Annotated in this window: 16 protein-coding genes; 7 read left to right on the top strand and 9 right to left on the bottom strand. The window is 68.9% G+C overall.

The window, feature by feature from the left end:
* Positions 1-55 precede the first annotated feature (55 nt).
* On the bottom strand, positions 56-958 hold the full coding sequence (locus SCNU_RS14285) for a 5-oxoprolinase subunit C family protein (RefSeq protein WP_009680098.1): 903 nt from the start codon (positions 956-958) through the stop codon (positions 56-58).
* Positions 955-1,656, bottom strand: coding sequence for a 5-oxoprolinase subunit B family protein (locus SCNU_RS14280; protein ID WP_009680097.1), 702 nt, complete (start codon positions 1,654-1,656; stop codon positions 955-957). Before SCNU_RS14280 ends, SCNU_RS14285 begins: the two co-directional genes overlap by 4 nt.
* Positions 1,657-1,800: 144 nt before the next feature.
* Here SCNU_RS14280 and SCNU_RS14275 point away from each other — a divergent pair, with 144 nt between their 5' ends.
* From SCNU_RS14275 to SCNU_RS14265, 3 genes are all read left to right on the top strand, one after another.
* Positions 1,801-3,111 (top strand): citrate synthase, encoded by a 1,311-nt coding sequence (locus SCNU_RS14275; protein WP_083812612.1) that lies wholly within the window; start codon positions 1,801-1,803, stop codon positions 3,109-3,111.
* Between the two features lie 2 nt (positions 3,112-3,113).
* Positions 3,114-3,470: an FKBP-type peptidyl-prolyl cis-trans isomerase gene (locus SCNU_RS14270; protein ID WP_009680095.1), complete on the top strand. Its 357-nt coding sequence runs from the start codon at positions 3,114-3,116 to the stop codon at positions 3,468-3,470.
* A gap of 135 nt (positions 3,471-3,605) precedes the next feature.
* Positions 3,606-4,589, top strand: a complete 984-nt coding sequence (locus SCNU_RS14265) for an oxidoreductase (protein ID WP_009680094.1) — start codon at positions 3,606-3,608, stop codon at positions 4,587-4,589.
* A gap of 11 nt (positions 4,590-4,600) precedes the next feature.
* Here SCNU_RS14265 and SCNU_RS14260 read toward each other — a convergent pair whose 3' ends face one another.
* From SCNU_RS14260 to SCNU_RS14245, 4 genes are read right to left on the bottom strand one after another with little or no spacing between them, the layout of a single operon-like run.
* The gene (locus SCNU_RS14260) at positions 4,601-5,788 is read right to left on the bottom strand and encodes an ABC transporter permease (protein ID WP_040518529.1); all 1,188 of its coding nucleotides are present in this window, start codon (positions 5,786-5,788) and stop codon (positions 4,601-4,603) included.
* 5 nt (positions 5,789-5,793) lie between these two features.
* A complete protein-coding gene (locus SCNU_RS14255) occupies positions 5,794-6,684 on the bottom strand; it encodes an ABC transporter ATP-binding protein (RefSeq protein ID WP_009680092.1) in 891 nt (296 codons plus the stop codon).
* A gap of 10 nt (positions 6,685-6,694) precedes the next feature.
* Positions 6,695-7,270 carry a hypothetical protein gene (locus SCNU_RS14250; protein ID WP_009680091.1) on the bottom strand — a complete coding sequence of 192 codons (576 nt, stop codon included), beginning with the start codon at positions 7,268-7,270 and terminating at the stop codon, positions 6,695-6,697.
* Entirely contained in the window at positions 7,263-7,535 is a 273-nt protein-coding gene (locus tag SCNU_RS14245) for a helix-turn-helix transcriptional regulator (RefSeq protein WP_009680090.1), read from the bottom strand. Before SCNU_RS14245 ends, SCNU_RS14250 begins: the two co-directional genes overlap by 8 nt.
* A gap of 86 nt (positions 7,536-7,621) precedes the next feature.
* On the opposite strand from SCNU_RS14245, the gene SCNU_RS14240 reads away from it, so the two are divergent.
* Entirely contained in the window at positions 7,622-8,353 is a 732-nt protein-coding gene (locus SCNU_RS14240; RefSeq protein WP_009680089.1) for an enoyl-CoA hydratase, read from the top strand.
* 98 nt (positions 8,354-8,451) lie between these two features.
* Here SCNU_RS14240 and SCNU_RS14235 read toward each other — a convergent pair whose 3' ends face one another.
* Together SCNU_RS14235 and SCNU_RS14230 are read right to left on the bottom strand one after the other, a co-directional pair.
* A complete protein-coding gene (locus SCNU_RS14235; protein WP_040518504.1) occupies positions 8,452-9,771 on the bottom strand; it encodes a D-arabinono-1,4-lactone oxidase in 1,320 nt (439 codons plus the stop codon).
* Positions 9,768-11,018 (bottom strand): alanine racemase, encoded by a 1,251-nt coding sequence (locus tag SCNU_RS14230; RefSeq protein WP_009680087.1) that lies wholly within the window; start codon positions 11,016-11,018, stop codon positions 9,768-9,770. The genes SCNU_RS14235 and SCNU_RS14230 overlap by 4 nt, the downstream gene beginning before the upstream one ends.
* 150 nt (positions 11,019-11,168) lie before the next feature.
* On the opposite strand from SCNU_RS14230, the gene SCNU_RS14225 reads away from it, so the two are divergent.
* Genes SCNU_RS14225 through SCNU_RS14215 form a run of 3 tightly spaced genes read left to right on the top strand, consistent with a single transcriptional unit; the run spans position 11,169 to position 14,984 of the window.
* Positions 11,169-12,212, top strand: a complete 1,044-nt coding sequence (locus SCNU_RS14225) for an MBL fold metallo-hydrolase (protein ID WP_009680086.1) — start codon at positions 11,169-11,171, stop codon at positions 12,210-12,212.
* Entirely contained in the window at positions 12,209-14,737 is a 2,529-nt protein-coding gene (locus SCNU_RS14220; RefSeq protein ID WP_040518528.1) for an HAD-IC family P-type ATPase, read from the top strand. The genes SCNU_RS14225 and SCNU_RS14220 overlap by 4 nt, the downstream gene beginning before the upstream one ends.
* A 46-nt stretch (positions 14,738-14,783) precedes the next feature.
* Positions 14,784-14,984: an antitoxin gene (locus SCNU_RS14215; protein WP_009680084.1), complete on the top strand. Its 201-nt coding sequence runs from the start codon at positions 14,784-14,786 to the stop codon at positions 14,982-14,984.
* Positions 14,985-15,088: 104 nt separating this feature from the next.
* Here SCNU_RS14215 and SCNU_RS14210 read toward each other — a convergent pair.
* Positions 15,089-15,761: HNH endonuclease signature motif containing protein (locus tag SCNU_RS14210; protein WP_009680083.1), on the bottom strand; the 673-nt coding region annotated here is incomplete at its 5' end.

The following is a 15,761-nucleotide window of genomic DNA, read 5'->3' as shown; positions in this document are numbered from 1 at the left end:
GTTATTGTTCGTCTCAGGCTGAGTCAATCATCCGGACGCGCTCGACCACCGTCGATCAGCGCAGCACGATCCGGACTTCGTCCCCGGCCGTCAGCTGGGCCGCGCGGGACACCGATTCGGCGGTGAGGACGGCGACCACCGGATAGCCGCCGGTCACCGGGTGGTCGGCGAGGAAGATGACCGGCTGACCGCTCGGCGGTATCTGGACGCCGCCGAGCGGCACCCCCTCGCTTCGCATCTCGGGGACGTCGTCGCGGTGCCGGACCGGCGGATCGTCGGCGACGCGGTCGAGGCGGACACCGATCCGATTCGAGGCCGGGGAGACGGTCCACCGGCCGTCGCCGAGAACGGTCACGTCGACGACGCGGTCGTCGCGAGGTCCCGTCGCCGCGACCAGCGACACGATCTCCGGGATGCTGCCGACCGGGGCGAATCCGCTTGCCGGCCACTCGTTCTCATCGGACCCGATGGCGAGGACGTCCCCGACGCGCAGCGGATCGGGGCCGAGTCCCGACAGTGTGTCGGTCGATCGGGAACCGAGTTCGGCGAGTACGTCGAAACCGCCGCGCACTGCGACGTAGTTGCGACAGCCTCGGACGGGCGCGTCGACGCGGACCACGGCGCCGTCGCGCACCCCGATCGCGCTGTGGCTGCCCGCCTCGACGCCGTCGATCGTCACCCGGACAGCCGGACCGGTCACGGCGAGGAGCATCCGTCCCGTTGCGCGCGCGGACCAGCCGCCGAGCGTCACTTCGATTGCGGCGGCGCCCTCGGGGTTGCCGACGAGTCGGTTCGCCTGGGCGAGTGCGGGCAGGTCCGCGGCGCCCGAACGGGGGACGCCGAGATGTGCCCGACCGGGCCTGCCGAAGTCCTGGACGGTGGCGAGCGGACCGGTGGACAGGACGGTCAGAGTCGCGTGCTCGCGCCCACCCCTGTCGGACGGAGTGAGATGTCTCACCGTTCCTCCTCTGTCGGCGGGCGCTGCGCCGCACGGAATCGCACCGTCATCCCGGCCGTCAACCGCGACGGCGGCTCGGCGGCGCTGTCCCACATCGCGACGTCGGTGGTGCCCAGGAGGAACCAGCCTCCGGGGCTGCTGCGGGGGTAGACGGCGCTGTAGCCGGCCGCGACCGCCACGGAGCCCGCGGGCACCACCGGACGGGACTCGGTGCGGCGGGTGATCCTGGCGAGAGTCCGCACGTGCTCGGGCGATGTGCCCGCGGCGGGTACGAGATAGCCGAAACCGGGCGCGAAGCCCATGAACTGCACGGTCCACAGAACGGCGGAATGTGTTGCCGCCAACTGTGTCTCGGTGATCTCGGCGAGTTGCGCCGCTTCCGCGAGGTCGGCGCCGTCGTAGACCACCGGGATCTCCAGGTCCGCCGTCGCGGGGAGGCCGTTGCTCCGCCGGGCCTCCGTGAACGAATGCCGGGCCCGATGCACCACGCGGAGAACCGACAGCTCGTCGAGCCCGGCACCGGGGAGTGCCTCGACGAGGATCGTGTGCGCGCTCAGGACGACGTCGCAGGACGCGAGCGCGCCGTCGTGGAGTGCGGATCGCAGGGCCTTCGCGACGTGGGCCGCCTCGGCCTCGGGTGCCCGGCCGGTGCTGAAGTCCAGCAGGACGGCGTCGCTGCCCGCTCGGAGCTCTCGCATTCCAACACGGTACCCACATGTGAGTAAGCTGAGCACGCGACAAGCGTCGCGGGCGCCGAGGTGGGACCCTCATGCGGTGTCCGAGTCGAACCACGACTAGGTTGTTACCCAGCAACTGCTCACCCGCGAGTTAAAGGGGTTTGTGTGTCCGTTGACAATGACGTGACCGAACAGACGACAGGTAAGTTCACCTACCCGGGTGGCGAGATCGATCTGCCGATTCTGAAGGCCACCGAGGGTAGCGATTCGGTCGCGCTGGGCCCGTTCCTCGCCAAGACCGGAATGACGACCTTCGACGGCGGCTTCGTCAACACGGCGTCCACCAAGTCGGCCATCACCTACATCGACGGCGACGCGGGCATCCTGCGGTACCGCGGCATTCCGATCGACCAGCTGGCTGAGAAGTCGACGTTCATCGAGGTCAGCTACCTGCTGATCTACGGTGAGCTGCCGACCGCCGCGCAGCTCGACGAGTTCGCAAACAAGATTCAGCGGCACACCCTGCTGCACGAGGATCTCAAGCGGTTCTTCGACGGCTTCCCGCGCAACGCTCACCCGATGCCGGTGGTCTCGAGCGCCGTCAACGCGCTGAGCGCCTACTACCAGGACTCGCTCGATCCCAAGGATCCCGAGCAGGTGGAACTGGCGACCATCCGACTTCTCGCGAAGCTGCCGACGATCGCGGCGTACGCGTACAAGAAGTCGCAGGGCCAGCCGTTCCTGTACCCGGACAATTCGCTGAGCCTGGTCGAGAACTTCCTCCGGATGACCTTCGGCTTCCCGGCGGAGCCGTATGAGGTGGACCCCGAGGTCGCCAAGGCCCTCGACATGCTGTTCATCCTGCACGCGGATCACGAGCAGAACTGCTCGACGTCGACCGTGCGCCTGGTGGGCTCGTCGCAGGCCAACCTGTTCACGTCCATCTCGGGCGGCATCAACGCGCTCTGGGGCCCGCTGCACGGCGGCGCCAACCAGGCCGTGCTGGAGATGCTCGACGAGATCCGCGCTTCCGGCGGCGACACCAAGGCCTTCATGACCCGGGTGAAGAACAAGGAAGACGGCGTGAAGCTCATGGGCTTCGGTCACCGCGTCTACAAGAACTACGACCCGCGTGCGGCCATCGTGAAGAAGACCGCCGATCAGATCCTGACCTCGCTGGGCGTGGAGGACGAGCTCCTCGACATCGCGAAGGGCCTGGAAGAGGTCGCGCTGCACGACGACTACTTCGTCGAGCGCAAGCTCTACCCGAACGTCGACTTCTACACCGGCGTCATCTACCGGGCCATGGGCTTCCCGACCCGCATGTTCACCGTGCTGTTCGCGCTCGGCCGCCTGCCCGGCTGGATCGCGCACTGGCGTGAGATGCACAACGATCCGACCACCAAGATCGGCCGCCCGCGTCAGCTGTACACCGGCTACACCGAGCGTGACTACATTCAGATGGGGGACCGCTGACCATGAGTAAGCCCGAAGTCGATTTTCCGGAGGGCCCGGCCCCGACGTCGCTCGAGATCACCGATCTGGTGATCGGCGAGGGAGCCGAGGCTCAGCACGGCGGCACCGTCGACGTGCACTACGTCGGCGTGGAGTTCGACTCCGGCGAAGAGTTCGACTCGTCGTGGGACCGCGGTCAGTCCGCGCGCTTCCCGCTCGACGCCCTGATCCCCGGCTGGCAGGAGGGCATCCCCGGCATGAAGGTCGGCGGTCGTCGCCGTCTCGTCGTGCCGCCGGAGCTCGCCTACGGTCCGGCCGGCGCCGGACACCGGCTGTCGGGCAAGACGCTGATCTTCGTGATCGACCTGCTCGGCGTCTGACCGCAGCGAATACATGGCACCAGGCAGAGGCCGCGTCGCATTCAGCGACGCGGCCTTCGCCGTCTCGTGGACGAGTGGCCGGCCCGGTGCAGATCTCAGCAACATGGACGAATCCACCACCGAAGGAGAAGCTCGATGACATTCACCGCGATGGTCGCCCGGGAGCGTGACGGAGCAGTGGCCCTGGCCCGCGAGAGCCTGGACGACAGTTCGCTTCCTCAAGGCGACGTGACGATCCGCGTCGAGTACTCCAGCGTCAATTACAAGGACGCTCTCGCGGTGACGCCGCGCGGCGGTGTGGTGCGGGACTATCCGATCATTCCCGGCATCGATATCGCGGGCGTCGTCGAGGAGTCGTCGTCGGACGACTTCGCGCCGGGTGACGCGGTGGTCGCGCACGGCTACGACATCGGTACCGCCCAGCATGGCGGCTACGCCGAACGGGCCCGAGTCCGCAGCGACCAGCTGGTGCGCCTCGAGGAGTTGTCGACCAGGGAGGCGGCCGCCATCGGCACCGCAGGCTTCACCGCGGCGATGAGCGTCCAGGCCATCCTCGACGGCGGCTACCGCCCCTCCGACGGCCCGGTTCTGGTGACCGGTGCCAGCGGCGGCGTCGGCTCGGTCAGCGTCGACCTGCTGTCGAAGTTCGGCTTCGACGTCGTCGCATCGTCGGGGAAGCCGGACGCCGCTGGACTGCTCACCGGACTCGGGGCGTCGTCGGTCATCGGCAGGCTGCCGGAGGACCCGGAGGCGCGGATCCGCCCGCTCGACAAGCAGCGGTGGTCGTGCGCGGTGGACTGCGTCGGCGGTCGTACCCTCGCCTACGTGCTGTCGACGACGTCGTACGGCGGGACCGTGGCGGCCAGCGGATTGACCGGCGGTGCGGGGCTGGACACCACGGTGATGCCGTTCATCCTGCGCGGCGTGACCCTCGCGGGCATCGATTCGGTGCAGGCGAGCATCTCGACGCGGCGTGCGCTGTGGAAACGACTCGAGTCCGACCTGCGACCACTGCACCTGGACGACCTCGTCTACGAGATCTCGCTCGACGACCTCCCGCAGGCGCTGGACCGGATCCTCGCCGGCGGAGCGACCGGCCGCGGCGTGGTCCGGATCTGAGCTGCCCGGCGCTACTTCCGGCCGGTCACCATTCCGGCGACCTCGCCCCACTTGATGCGGCTTCCGGTTCGCAGGATCGAGAGCGTGTAGATCCGCGAGGCGATCCAGACAGCGGCCAGGCAGGCGACGATCATCAGGGCGAGGGTGCCGATCACCTGCGCGGCGTCGGTATCTCCGGTCGCGATGCGGATCGGCATGAGGACGGCGCTGAACGGCGGGATCCAGCTCAGCGTCTGGATCAGTGTCGAGTCGAGCGCCTGGATGCCGAACGTGCCCGAGTAGAGCGCTGCCATGACCAGCAGCGTCAACGGCGCCGAGCTGGAGTTGAGTTCCTCCTGCCGACTGACCATGGCGCCGGTCGCGGCGTACAGCGCGGCGAAGAACAGGAAGCCGAGCAGGAACCAGACGATCACCGCGGCGAAGACGGCGGTCGCCGTTCCGGTCAGGGTGAGGAGCCCCGTCGCCTTCCCCGCGATGAGCGCGGTGGCGCCGATCAGGACCACTTGGCCCAGCGAGATGGCGCCGATGCCCAGAATCTTGCCCCACAGCAGTTGCAGCGGCCGCACCGACGACAGCAACAGTTCGACGATCCGCGACGACTTCTCCTCGACGACGCCGACGGCCACCATCAGGCCGCCCATCATGATCGCCATGATCAGCAGGATCGAGCCGACGAGCGCGACGGTGATCCGTTGTGCCTGATCGGGTTTCGCCTCCTGCGTGCGTTCGGTGATGAACCGGGTCGGGGGCAGCGACGCCGCGTCGACGCCGCGGGCGCTCAACGCCGACGCCAGGTCGTGCTGGGCGACCACACCGCGCAGGACGCCCTCGATGGTCGGATCCATGCCGTTCTTGCTGATGGCCGCGTACCGGCCGTCGGGTCCGACCACCAGCGCGGCGGACAGGTCACCGTCGGCGACCCGAGCTCGTGCCGCAGCGGGATCCGGTAGCGTGACCGCGTCGATCCGTTGGCCGGCCGCATCACCGCCGGCTTCGATCGCCTGGGAGAGGCTGACGTCGCCGCCCACGACGGCGACCTTCTCCACGCTCTCACCGCCGGACAGGGACGACCAGACGACGGCGCCGATGATGATGACCGCCAGCATGATCCCGGTGCTGACGATGAACGACCGCTCGCGGGCGCGGGTGGTGATCTCGCGGCCGGCCACGAGCAGGATGTTGCTCAGAGTCGAGTTCATGGGATTCACACCAGCTCTCGGAACAGTTCGGTCAGGGTCGGCGCGGTGGTCGCGAATCGGTGCACGGGGCCCGCGCTGAGGGCGGCGGCGAGAATCCGCTGGTCGTCGGCGCCCTCATCGATGTGGAGCACGGCCGACCGATCGTGGTACTCCACGTCGGTTACGCCGGGCAGTCCGTCGGCCCACCTTCCTGCGGAGTCCGGTCCGGTCACCTCCAGCCGCAGTCCGTCCCTGGCGCGGAGGTCGTCGACGGTGCCGACGGCCTTCATCACGCCGCCGGAGATCACTCCGACGGTGTCGCACAGACGCTCCACCAGGTCGAGCTGATGCGAGGAGAAGATGACCGGGATGCCCTGTGCGGCTTTGTCGGTCAGGACCTCGCTCATCACGTCGACGGCCACCGGGTCCAGTCCGGAGAAGGGCTCGTCGAGGACGAGCAGATCGGGGTCGTGCACGAGAGCGGCGGCGAGCTGCACCCGTTGCTGATTGCCGAGGGAGAGGTCGTTGACGTTGTCGCCGATCCGCTCGTGGATGCCGAGTCGTCGGGTCCACTTCTCGGTGGCGGTCGTGGCGTCGGACTTCGACAGTCCGTGCAGCCGCGCCAGGTAGACCAGCTGGTCGCCGACCTTCATCTTCGGGTACAGGCCGCGTTCCTCCGGCATGTACCCGATGCGCTTGCGGTCGGCGAAGCCGATCGGAGCGTCGCCGAGACGGACGTCGCCGGAGTCGGCGGCGAGCACCCCGAGCACGATGCGCATGGTGGTGGACTTGCCTGCGCCGTTGCTGCCGACGAAGCCGAAGATCTCGCCCGGCGGCACCGTGAAGGTGACCTCCCGCAGCGCGGTGACGGATCCGTAGTTCTTGGCGAGGCGGTTGACGTTCAGTGCTTGTGGCACGTGGAGTCTCCTAGTTCTCGTCGCTCGGGTACTCGGGTTCGGGGTCCTGCATCCACCAGGACATGAGGACGTCCGGCACACAGGAGAGGGAGTAGACGGAGGCGATCAGCAGCCACGCGATCGACATCAGCAGCGTGCCGTCGACCTGCTCCCGGAGACTCAGTGTGATCAGAATGGCGTACACGACCAGCATCGGCGGGAGCAGTAGGTTGTAGGCCAGGGCGCGAGCGGCGTTGCGTTGCGTCAGCTGGATCTCGTCGAGCGTGTCGGCGGGAGCGCCCGCGATCGATTCGGTCACCACCCGCAGCATCATGACCGCCGCCAGCGACGTCAGCAGGAAGACGAGGAACGGGACCGACGACCAGACGGGGTACCAGAACGAGACCACCGACGTGATCACGACGGCGGCGAGCAGCGCCAGCAGGATCGACGACAGCAGCCGCCTGCCGCGGCGATCGCGCAGTCCGGGAAACCAGGATCGGGTGCTGCGGACGAACCGATCGTGGCGCTGTGCGGCCGATCTGTTGTAGCGCCACACCCATCCGGGGACGGCGGAGTCTGGAAATACGTAGTTCGGGTCATGCATCGTCGTTCCCCCCGTAGAGCTCGGTCGACATCGCTGTGAACTCGGTGCGGCTGAAGACCGCCTCGACCGGCAGGCCGAACACATCGCAGATCCGGAACGCCAGATCCAGGCTCGGGTAATTGTCGCCCCGCTCCAGAGCGCCGACCGACTGGACGTTGACGTCGACCAGATCGGCCAGTTGGGCGCGGGACATCTTGCGCTCGGCGCGGAGCACCGAGATGCGGTTGTAGATCGGGAGCTTGGGCCCCCTCCTGACCGGACTCACAAAACAGAGTGTTGTGAAAACACAACGAATTGTCAAGGAATGGCCCCCGACGGGCGACGAAGGTCCCGGGTCGATAGCATGCCCGCATGATTGTGAGCAGCACCACCGGAAACGTCACGACCATCGAGCTGGCCCGCGAGGAGAAGCGCAACGCTCTCGACGAGGCCATGGTGCGAGACCTCTCGCAGGCCTTCACCGCAGCCGTCGACGGGGGAGCGCGAGCGATCGTCCTGACGGGGCGGGGCAAGGTCTTCAGTGCGGGCGCCGACCTGTCCGGCCCGGTCTACCAGGAGTCCTTTCTGGATCAGCTCGTCGCGCTCATCGAGCAGATCGAGTCCACGCCGGTGCCGGTGATCGCGGCGCTCAACGGCGCCGCTCTCGGTGCCGGCCTGCAGCTGGCGATGGCGGCGGACCTGCGCGTCATGGCGGGCAAGGCGTTCGCCGGAATCCCGGCCGCCAAGATCGGCGTCGCCGTCGACGAGTGGACCATCCGCCGACTGGTGTCCCTGGTGGGTGCCGGCCAGGCCCGCGGCATGCTGATCGGCTGCGAGCCGCTGTCGTCGGACCGCGCGCTCACCCTGGGGTTCGCGAACCGCTTCGGCGATCTGGACGTCGCGCAGCAGTGGGCCGCCGAGATCGCCGGGTACGCCCCGCTGACCCTGCGGCACTACAAGCTGGTGCTCACCGGCGACGGCGCCCGCGACGACGCCCCCGACGAGCGCGTCGCCGCGATGCGCTCCGCTTGGCTGAGCGACGACGTCCAGGAGGCCCGCGCCGCGCGCACCGAGAAGCGCGCGCCGGTCTTCACCGGCCGCTGACTGGACCGTGCCGTCCTCCGCGTCCCCGCCACCGCACCTGATGGACACATGGTCCACGAGCAGCCCTCACGGGGACGCGCAGGTCGCCGGCTCCGATCTCAGTCGCCCAGGGTCTGCTGCAGGTACGGGTTCGTGAAGGTGCGGTTCGGGTCGAACTCGTTCCGGACGGCGAGGAAGTCGTCGAAGCGCGGGTACACGCTGCGGAGGTACTCCGCGTCGCGGGTGTGCATCTTGCCCCAGTGCGGACGACCACCGTGCGCGGTCATGATGTCTTCGACGTCCTGGAAGTAGGCTTGCGAGTCGCGGGCGTCGTCGCGGTGGTAGCGGTGCACGGCGATGTAGCCGGACTTGCGGCCGCCGGCGGTCGACAGCATCAGGTCGTCGGCGGCCGCGGCACGGACCTCGATCGGGAAGCTGACCTTGTGCTTGCGGCGGTTGATCGTGGCGCGCAGCTCGCGCAGGGCCTCGGGCACCGACTCGAGCGGGATCGCGTACTCCATCTCGCGGAAGCGCACGTCGCGCGAGGAGATGAAGATCTTGTCCGACCGGTCGGTGTACGTCCGCGCGGACAGTGCCCGCCCCGACAGCTGGTTGATTGCGGGAACCACACGCGGCTGCTTGGCGCTCAGCGTGCACAGGATGCGGAACATCCCGTTCGACAGCAGTTCGTCGTCGACGTAGCGGCGGATCCTGCCGGGGCCGCTTGCGGGCGTGTCCGCGGGAAGCCGGGTGTTGGTCTTGGTCAGGGTCCGCGTGGTGTGCGGGAACCAGTAGAACTCGTAGTGGTCGATCGCGGCGACGCGGTCGAGGAAGCCGTCAATGGTCTCGTCGGCGTCGGCGGGCGACTCGACGGCCTCGATCGCGAAGGCGTCGACCAGTTGGAGAGTCACGTCCGTGAGGACGCCCAGAGCGCCGAGGCCGAGCGCGGCGGCCTTCAGGTCGGGGTCGTTCTCGCCGATCGTGCGGACCCGTCCGGTGCCGTCGACCAGGGTGAGTCCGCGGATCTGCGTCGAGATGCCGCCGAACTCGCCGCCGGTGCCGTGCGTGCCGGTGGACGTGGCGCCGGAGACGGTCTGCCGGTCGATGTCACCCAGATTGGCCATCGCCAGCCCGAGCGGCTCGAGGATCGCTGGGATCTGGTGCAGGTGCGTGCCCGCGCCGAGCGTGATGCGCTTGCGGGCGGTGTCGACGTCGCGGACGCCCTGGAACCCGGACATGCCGATCTGGATGCCGGGGGCGACGGCGATCTCGGAGAAGCTGTGACCGGAGCCGACCGGTTTCACGGTGTCGCCGCGCTCGGCGGCGGCCGCGACCGCCGCGGCCAGCTCGTCGACGCTCTGCGGCATGATCAACCGTGTGGGCGTGCACCGCGCGGTGCCGCCCCAGTTGCTCCACGTGCCAGTCGCCGCTTCGCTCACAAGAAACACTTCCCTTCTCCACGGTACGTCGGGACCACGTCCACGACCTCCGCTCGCCCGTCGGCACCGCGCTCGATGAGCGCGACCGACTCCGACCTCTCGCACACTTCACCGGACTTGGTGTGCCGGAACCAAACCCTATCGCCGATCGCGAGCGTCGCCGCAGCCGCTCCGCGCAGCGGAGTCTGCACCTCGCCGGCTGCCTCGGTGCCGATGAACTGCAGGCCGGAGGGCCAGACGGGCTTCGGGAGCCGGTCGGCCGCGGGTGGTCCGGAGGCGATCCAGCCGCCGCCCGCGCACGTCACGATTTCGTGGTCGGGACGACGCAGGACGTCGAGTCCGAAGCTCAGGGCGGGTGCGGGCTGGAAGTGCTTGTAGGTGTCGAACAGGTGGCCGCCGAAGAATCCGCTGCCCGCCGCGATGTCGGTGACCGCGCCGTCCTTCGCGGTCTCCTCCAGGGAGCCGGTGCCGCCCGCGTTGACGAACTCGAGATCGGCGACCTCGCGCAGCGCGGCGATCGCCTTGCCGCGCCGATGGCGCAGCTCGACCATCGAGACCGTCTGCATCGTCTGGACCGCGGTGTTCATCAGGAACTTGCCCGCCACCTCGTTGCCGACGCCGGCGACCTGGGCCTCGTACGACATCGCGCCGACGAGACGGAAGCCCTTCCGGGCGGCGACGGTTCGCGCGAGCCGCTGAGCCTGCTCCACCGAATGCACCGGCGAGCGGCGGACACCGACGTGAACGTGGCCCGCGACCGCCCGCAACGAGGCGTCGAGGTCGATCGCGATCCGCACCACGGGGCGGCGTTCGGGTGCGACGACCGCGTCGACGATGTCGAGCTGTGCCGGATCGTCGATCAGCAGGGTGACACGCTCGCACGCCGTCGAGTCGGCGAGGAGCGCGGCGAGGGCGGCCCGCTTGACGGTCGGGTAGCCGAGGAGCACGTCGGTGACGCCGGATTCGGTCGCCAGCCAGTGAGCCTCGGCGACGTCGTAGGCGAGGACGCCGGCGAAGCCGTCGCGCTGCAGGATGTCGTCGATGACCGATCGCACGCGCAGCGATTTGCTCGCGACGCGGATGGGCACGCCGCCCGCGCGGGCCCGGAGATCGGCGACGTTGTGCTCGAGGGCGCCGAGGTCGAGGGCCAGAACAGGGGAGTCCAGCCCCGCGCGCCGGACGGCGTCGTCGATTCCGCCCCAGTACTCGGCGGGGTCGGTGACGTACGGGTTGTCAGTGGGCGGCATGGTGCGGCAACTCCTTTGAGAATCCGACGGTCGCGACAACGATTACGCTAGACAAGCGTGAGGACACTGGGAAACACGGTCGCCGAAAGTGCTTCGGCGGTACAGACGAGGCTGGCGAAGTCGGCACGGATCTTGCCGCCGCTGAATGCGATGGGAGCGAGCCGGGAGCACATCGCCCCACTGACCGCCGAATCGCCGTTCGCTCGCGGGGGCGTCTTCGCCAATCGCGAGCGGGCGCCCGAGGTCAATGGCCCCGACATGTCGACGATGCTCGACATGGCGCGGCGGCCGGGAAAGCCGAGCGGTGAGATCCCGGTGCATCGTCCGGAGTTCACCGCGGGGCCGCTGGGCCTGTCGGCGACCTGGCTCGGTCACGCGAGCACGGTGGTCGATCTGGACGGCGTCCGGATCGTCACCGACCCGGTCCTGTCCGAGCGCTGTTCCCCGTCGCAGATCATCGGGCCCCGGCGGATGCACCGCGCCCCGGTGACCGCCGGTCAGCTGCCGCCGGTCGACGTCGTCTTGATCAGTCACGACCATTACGACCACCTCGACACCGCGACGGTCGTGACCATCGCGCGGACGCAGCCGGACGCGGTGTTCGTGGTGCCGGTCGGGGTGGGAGCCCATCTGCGGTCGTGGGGCGTCGAGGCGGATCGGATCCGGCACGCCGACTGGTTCGAGCAGGTCGACCTGTCGGTGCGGGGCACCGAGGTCAGTTTCCACGCCGTTCCCGCGCGGCACTTCTCGGGGCGCGGACTGTCGCGCAACCTGACGCAGTGGGTGAGCTGGGCCGTCGTGGGTCCGCATCACCGGTTCTTCTTCTCCGGGGACACCGGGTACACCGAGTCCTATGCCGAGACGGGCACCACGTTCGGGCCCTTCGACCTCAGCCTCATCGCGGTCGGCGCCTACGACCCCGCCTGGCCGGACATCCACCTCAACCCGGAGGAGGCGCTCGCCGTCCACCGGCTGCTGAGCGGCGACGAGCCCGGCGCGCTGTTCGTCCCGATTCACTGGGGTACGTTCAACCTGGCACGGCATTCGTGGGTGGATCCGGTGCGCAGACTCACCGTCGAGGCGCAGCGGACCGGCGTCGACGTCTGCGTGCCGAGTCCGGGCTCGACCATCGCGCCCGACAGCCGTACCGGTACGGCGATGTTCGATCCGACCTGGTGGGAGCGATGCGCATGACGACCTCGACGACGACCGGGCGCGACCCCGGTCTCACCGCCGCCGAGGTCGCCGAGCGCACCGCCGCCGGTCAGGCGAACGTCACCGCGGACAAGTCGGGCCGCAGCGTCGCCGACATCGTCAAGGCCAACGTCTTCACGCGGATCAACGCGATTCTCGGCGTCCTGTTCGTGATCGTCGCCTCCACCGGCTCGTTCATCAATGGACTGTTCGGCCTGCTGATCATCGCCAACAGTGGTATCGGCATCATCCAGGAGGTCCGCGCCAAGCGCACCCTCGACCGCCTCGCGATCGTCGGCCAAGCGCGTCCGATGGTGCGCCGAGACGGCGTCGCCGCCGAGGTCGCGTCGTCGGAGGTCGTGCTCGGCGACATCATCGAACTCGGCCCCGGCGATCAGGTCATCGTCGACGGCGCGACGATCGAGTCCGAGTCGCTCGACATGGACGAGTCGCTGCTCACCGGTGAGGCCGACGCGGTCGACAAGGGACTCGGCGACGAGATCATGTCCGGCAGCTTCGTGGTCGCCGGGTCGGGCGCGTATCGGGCGACGAAGGTCGGCGCCGACTCCTACGCGAACCAGTTGGCGGCGGAGGCCTCCAAGTTCACCCTCGTCTCCTCCGAACTCCGGTCCGGCATCGATCAGATCCTTCGCGTGATCACCTGGCTGCTGATCCCGGCGGGCATCCTGACCATCGTCAACCAGCTGTTCATCAGTCAGAACGGCATCCGGACCGCACTGCTCGGCATGGTGGCCGCGCTGGTCCCGATGGTCCCCGAGGGTCTGGTGCTGATGACGTCGATCGCGTTCGCGGTCGGCGTGGTGCGACTCGGCCAGCGGCAGTGCCTGGTCAACGAACTCCCCGCGATCGAGGGTCTGGCGCGCGTCGACGTCGTTTGCACCGACAAGACCGGAACGCTCACCGAGAACGGCATGCGACTGTCCGAGGTGCGGATCGTCGACGACGCCGTGGCGCAGGCGCAGGTCGAAGCGGCGCTGGCCGCGATCGCCGCGCACGACCCTCGCCCGAACGCGAGCATCCAGGCCGTCCAGGAGGCGTTCGACGAGGCTCCAGACTGGTCGACGTCGGCGGTGCTGCCGTTCAGCTCGGCCAACAAGTTCTCCGGGATGTCGTTCGTCGACGGCGCCGGCGTTTCCGAGGGCAACTGGCTCATCGGTGCGCCGGACGTCCTGCTCGACCCGGACTCCGACACCGCTCGGCTCGCGTCCGACCTCGGCTCCACCGGTCTGCGCATCCTGCTGGTGGCGACCACCGACGTCCCGGTCGACACCGAACCGGCCGGCCCGACCGCGGTCCCCGGAACCCTGGTGCCCACTGCGCTGGTCGTGCTCGAACAGCGGGTCCGGCCCGATGCCCGCGACACCATCGAGTACTTCGAATCACAGAACGTCGCGGTCAAGATCATCTCTGGCGACAACGCGCGGTCGGTCGGCGCGGTGGGGGAGTCACTCGGACTCGGCTCACCGGACACCGCCGTCGACGCGCGGCAATTGCCGACCGACGATGAGGCGCTGGCCGGCGTGATCGCCGACGCCGACGCGTTCGGCCGGGTGCGGCCGGATCAGAAGCGCGCGATGGTCAAGGCGCTGCAGTCGAAGGAACACACCGTCGCGATGACCGGCGACGGCGTCAACGACGTGCTCGCGCTCAAGGACGCCGACATCGGCGTCGCGATGGGCTCCGGTTCGTCCGCCGCGCGGTCGGTGGCGCAGATCGTCTTGCTGGACAACAAGTTCGCCACCCTGCCGTACGTGGTCGGCGAAGGCCGTCGCGTCATCGGCAACATTGAGCGGGTCTCGAACCTGTTCCTCACCAAGACCGTCTACGCAGTCCTGCTGGCCCTCCTGATCGGCTGCGCCGGGCTGCTCGCCAAGGGCTTGGGCTGGGCGTCGATCAGCTACCCGTTCCAGCCGATCCACGTCACGATCTCCGCGTGGTTCACCATCGGCGTGCCCGCGTTCGTGCTGTCGCTCGCGCCCAACAACGAGCGTGCCAAGCCCGGCTTCGTGCGCCGGGTGCTCACCCAGGCGGTGCCCAACGGCATCATCGTCGGGCTGTCGACCTTCGTCTGCTTCCTGCTGGTCAATCGTGACTACTCGGCGGCTCTCGGCGGCTATGTCGCGAACGCCACCACCCGGCCCAGCGACGGCATCGCGGCCGTCGCCAATGCCACCCAGACGGTCGGCGCGGTGCAGACGCAGGCGGCCACGGCCGCACTCGCCACGATGATCGCGATCGCCGTCTACGTGCTGGTGGTGGTCGCGCGGCCGTACAACTGGTGGAAGATCGTGCTGCTCGCGGTGTCCGTCGGCATGTACGTGCTGATCTTCACGGTCCCGTTCAGCCAGCGGCTGTTCCACCTGGACTCGTCGAACGGCCACATGATGGCGATCGCGGGCGTCTGCGCGGCGGTGGGCATCGTGGCCGTCGAGATCTCCACTCGGGTGCTCAACGGCTATCTGGACCGTCGGACGCGGCTCGGCGAGCAGCGCGTGCAGGTCTGAAGTCACTGATCGTGCACGTCGCCGAATCCACAGTACGATCGCGTTCATGGATCTCAAAGGACTCGTTGACAAGGCCAAGGCCGCACTGAAGTCGAACCCGGATCTCATCGAGAAGGGCGGCGACATGATCGACAAGGCGACCGGCAACAAGTACGCCTCGCACGTCGACAAGGCACAGGACGCGGCGCGCAAGGCGGTCGGGGCCGAGGAGGCACCGCAGCAGCCGAAGGACGACGAGGCGAAGTAGCGTCGACCGAGGCGCCGTTGCCGCAGCGGCGACGCCGAGTGCGCGCCGAACCGGCCGTTGATCGAATTCGGACATGCCGGTGTCCCGGCCGGTGAGGGTCGGGGTCAGGCGGCGAGCAGCGCGTCCAGGTGGGCTTCGGCCCGGGACGCGTCGAGTGCGGGCGGTGCGTGCGGTCCCTGGTCGGGGAGGAGTTCGGCGTGGTGGATCTGGTTGATCCGCCATCGCTGCCCGGGCCGTTCGCCGACCGGCCGCCAGGCGACGCGTCCGGCGTGTGGGCCGTCGATCAGGATCATCGTCTCCCAGTCGCCGAGTCGTTTGCCGACGCTGCGATTGTGACGGCCGCATGCGGCGCCGAGGTGATCGACGTCGGTCGGGCCGCCGTCCTGCCAATCCGGGAAATGATGGGCCTGCGTCCGCGAGAACGGTGCCGAACACCCCGGCGCGGTGCATCCGCGATCCCGCGCGAACAACATCAACCGCTGCGCCCTCGACGCCAACCTGCGGCCCCGCCCCAGGTACAGCGGCTGACCGGTCGCCTGGGAGAACACCGCCAGATGCGGCGTCGCCCCGGCAGCCATCTGCACGAGATCGGCGACCGGAATCCGCGTTCCCGTCGCGGTCAGCGCCACCCCGGCATGCTCGCGCAGTTCCCGGTCGGTGACCGTGATGACCAGCTGCGACGACAACCGGCCGCCGCCGGTACCGCTGGCTTCGCCGTGGGCGCGGACGAACCGCAGCACCGCCAGCAATCCGTCATGGGTGCGCTGTGCGGCACTG

This window comes from Gordonia neofelifaecis NRRL B-59395, assembly GCF_000192435.1.
In the GTDB taxonomy this organism is placed as follows: domain Bacteria; phylum Actinomycetota; class Actinomycetes; order Mycobacteriales; family Mycobacteriaceae; genus Gordonia; species Gordonia neofelifaecis.
Note: the sequence above shows the minus strand (reverse complement) of the source record. Positions and strands in the feature narration are given on the sequence as shown.

Bases quoted from the DNA above. Each gene is read 5' to 3' on its own strand.
- SCNU_RS14240 (WP_009680089.1), top strand. From the start codon at position 7,622: ATGATTGTGAGCAGCACCACCGGAAACGTCACGACCATCGAGCTGGCC.
- SCNU_RS14280 (WP_009680097.1), bottom strand. From the start codon at position 1,656: ATGCGAGAGCTCCGAGCGGGCAGCGACGCCGTCCTGCTGGACTTCAGC.
- SCNU_RS14225 (WP_009680086.1), top strand. From the start codon at position 11,169: ATGGGAGCGAGCCGGGAGCACATCGCCCCACTGACCGCCGAATCGCCG.
- SCNU_RS14265 (WP_009680094.1), top strand. From the start codon at position 3,606: ATGACATTCACCGCGATGGTCGCCCGGGAGCGTGACGGAGCAGTGGCC.
- SCNU_RS14250 (WP_009680091.1), bottom strand. From the start codon at position 7,270: ATGCATGACCCGAACTACGTATTTCCAGACTCCGCCGTCCCCGGATGG.
- SCNU_RS14230 (WP_009680087.1), bottom strand. From the start codon at position 11,018: ATGCCGCCCACTGACAACCCGTACGTCACCGACCCCGCCGAGTACTGG.
- SCNU_RS14220 (WP_040518528.1), top strand. From the start codon at position 12,209: ATGACGACCTCGACGACGACCGGGCGCGACCCCGGTCTCACCGCCGCC.
- SCNU_RS14215 (WP_009680084.1), top strand. From the start codon at position 14,784: ATGGATCTCAAAGGACTCGTTGACAAGGCCAAGGCCGCACTGAAGTCG.
- SCNU_RS14270 (WP_009680095.1), top strand. From the start codon at position 3,114: ATGAGTAAGCCCGAAGTCGATTTTCCGGAGGGCCCGGCCCCGACGTCG.
- SCNU_RS14260 (WP_040518529.1), bottom strand. From the start codon at position 5,788: ATGAACTCGACTCTGAGCAACATCCTGCTCGTGGCCGGCCGCGAGATC.